At 33.0% G+C, this 3,159-nt stretch carries 2 protein-coding genes; both read right to left on the reverse strand.

Going from position 1 to position 3,159, the window contains the following annotated elements; translation table 11 throughout:
• Positions 1–634: 634 nt before the first annotated feature.
• Positions 635–2,104, reverse strand: a complete 1,470-nt coding sequence (locus tag H513_RS0117570; RefSeq protein ID WP_026801892.1) for a protein kinase domain-containing protein — start codon at positions 2,102–2,104, stop codon at positions 635–637.
• A 370-nt stretch (positions 2,105–2,474) separates the two neighbouring features.
• On the reverse strand, positions 2,475–2,894 hold the full coding sequence (locus tag H513_RS0117575; protein WP_026801893.1) for a hypothetical protein: 420 nt from the start codon (positions 2,892–2,894) through the stop codon (positions 2,475–2,477).
• Between the last annotated feature and the right edge of the window lie 265 nt (positions 2,895–3,159).

Here is a 3,159-nt window from a genome sequence, read left to right on the forward strand (position 1 = left end):
GGACCTCTTAGTCATGGTCAGTGCTCCTCGCTATTTGAATTGAGATAAGTTTACCTGACCTTAATTTACATGTCCAATTTAGTGTAGCCTATCCAAAAGGACTGATAAAAGAGGTCTTTAGAGTGCTAAGCATCTTAGCAATATTAGGTAGCTCATGGCTATCTCTTAGTATTTCTTCTCAAATTTGGAGTTTATGATGTGTTTAACTTCTGTTAGCTATTTAGGTAATAATTAAAAACTTTGGTATAGACCTATGTAAACAAAAACCCTCCTCCTATTTTTAGGAGGAGGGTTTTTACACCATTCTTAAGTTATTGGGCGAGATTACATCATGCCGCCCCTAAGGTGAGAGAGTGTAATATCTTACACGTTGTGTGCGAAAAGTGCGGTATATCAAGGTTTTTCAGGATTTTGTCTGTAATATCTTTAACGGGATTTTATCGTTTTTCACTGGATTGTGTTAGCAGAATGTTAGCATTCTTTAAATCAAATGCCGCTGGGTAGAAGAGGTCTAGTACTATTTGAGTTAATTATGGTGCTTATATACCCCTACTACTAAAAAAAGAACAGCAGGGTTTGACTCAAATAAGGATAAGTCTATCTACTGCTCCCTTAAAAATTATTAAATGTTAATTTAACTGGGTAACTGCTCTAGTAGGTTTTGGGCGCTATATCTTATGCCAGCACATCCTTCAAGAATTCTTCTTGCAATCTTTCTTACATCCAAGTCTCCCGAGTTCAAGCATAGGTTATAGGAAATTTGTGCGAAGATATCATAATTGGGCCAGCCTCCATACCCTGTTGCTTCCGAATAATTATATGAAATAGATTGTAGAATCTTGGCTTGATAGCCACTTTCAAATCTCAAAACAAGTCTCCAAAACGTTGACAACCTATGTTCAACTATAAACTTGCTGATTCTATCCGTCTCTGTTAGATCAATAATAAAATCATGTACCTGGGCATCATAATGATTATTCAGAATCTTGTTAATTGTGTTCTGTATGTTTTCTACCTGATCTTGATTCTTCAAAATACTTTCTACTTCATTAAGAACATGATGGGCTGTTTCATATCGCAAGTCTCTATTGCGAGAAATGCAACGCTCAACTATAGTTTTAAAAATATGATTAGGATCAGAAGTATTATGTGTAAAAACATAATCAATTATCTTGCCTACAGAATATACATCACTTTTTTGATCTAATTTCGTAAAGTCGGACATGGCAAGAGGATCAACAAACAGGTGATTATTTTTCTCTGTGTATGAAGACTTCATACTCCGCTCAATAGACAGATCCTTACTTAATCCAAAATCGGCAATCACAAAATCATTACCTATCTTTAGAATATTCCCCAAGTGCAGATCTCTGTGAATAATCGAATTTTTATGTGCAAATGCCATCCCGGTTAGGATATCAATAATAATCTTAATTTTCTCTTCAAAAGACAATTCCATTTCATCTTCCAGATACTTATAAAGATTTTTTTCGCATTGTTCCATAAGATAGGAGTGAGTTTCAAGATCAAAATCATACACATTTAATATTGCCGGACACCCCTGTAGCTTCTGCATATTTTCAAACTCATACCGCATTCGTTTTTTTAGCTTCTCGTCGTTTTGAAATATAGATATTAATTCTTTTCTTAGAACCCCTTCCCTAACGCGAACAATATTACAATATGACCCCGAATCAAGGATGTCATCTGGCTTTATAGTTAAATACCCAGTATCAGGATTATTAATTTTTACGTATTCCCTCTTTAGAACTTTGGTGACCATTTCAATCATATGGTTACTTTGTTCCTTATTCACTGTAGAATGCTTAAGGATGTTTAGAATATTCTCTAGCACCTGCAGATGTTTACCAGACGGAATATTACCGTACTGCTCCGAGAGGTACTGGTCATCTTCAAATCCAAAACCGCCATTGTAATCAAAGAAGTCAACGATATCCAAATAATCAATACATAATACGGAATTATCAAAATACCAGTCCAGAATTAAACCATAATAGTTCCAATTTGTATCTGTCGTCTTACCGTCCCATAAATGTTTGTCGAAATAGTTTAGTATTTTTTTATAACTTTGTTCGGAAAGCATATCTTCAACTGCCTTTCTTTAATTTAACCTCCATCAGTTTGGGCCAATAACTAAGTTTGTCAATTTAAGGGCTAATATATAAACCTTAAGTTTTTTGAAATGTATTTACTTTTCTTTAATCCTCTATTTCAAATTACAAAACAGCTGAAAAATCCCTATTCAGCTATTGCCACAGTTCCACACATTTATCCTTTATGAATAAATCGTTTGAATACAAAGCCGATTTAATTATTATATCCATTCACCTTGAGATACTGTTTGATTTTTATTGTAAAATGGTTATCGAAGAACTTTATAAACTCTTGAATTCCGATAAAGAATTGGTTTAATGTGTCTGTTAAGTCTAAAGAAGTGTGACAAATATATATCCTTAGAAAACCTGGTTTTTTTCGTGAAAATCAAAATCTAAAGAACCAATATGAGTTATCTGATCTCTTAAGTCTTTTAATACCCAAAACCAATCCATTTCATTTTCAATGTAGTCAAGCATTTCTTTATCCTCAAAGACTTTATTCTCTTTATCACTTTTTAGAAATTTCACATAATCAACGAAACTACTAAATTGGCTGGAACTTGGCCCGTATAAAAAATGAACTAATGTTGAGATAGTATCTAAAATCCCTCTAGCAGCAAATAAGAATGCATACACCTCTCCTTTTAATGAGTGAACTTCTTCACCAGTTTTGAAAAAGGGTTGTTGTGTTTTTTCTCTTACCTCTCTACTAGAACGATAATTATTGATAATTTGTTGTAAGATACCATTAGCTCTTATTGAACTAAGGTACATCATATGGAGTTTCTCAGATATCGAATAAAATGTATTTTTAAAGTATTCACTTGCTGGAATGATTGTTTTTAGATGGCCATTTTTAGTCTCTATGTAGTAAAATATATCTTTACAAAACTCCTTATACTTAGACTCATATATTAATTGTGTTTATAACGGAAAGTTGTTTTTTTAAATTAAAAGTCATATAACTTACTAACTGTGTAGTGCAAAATAGAAGTACAGAGATGTGCAACCTAAACGTACATAACTCTGCACTTCTTTTTTA

Origin of the sequence: Pontibacillus halophilus JSM 076056 = DSM 19796, assembly GCF_000425205.1 — a bacterium.
Taxonomy (GTDB): Bacteria; Bacillota; Bacilli; order Bacillales; family BH030062; genus Pontibacillus_A; species Pontibacillus_A halophilus.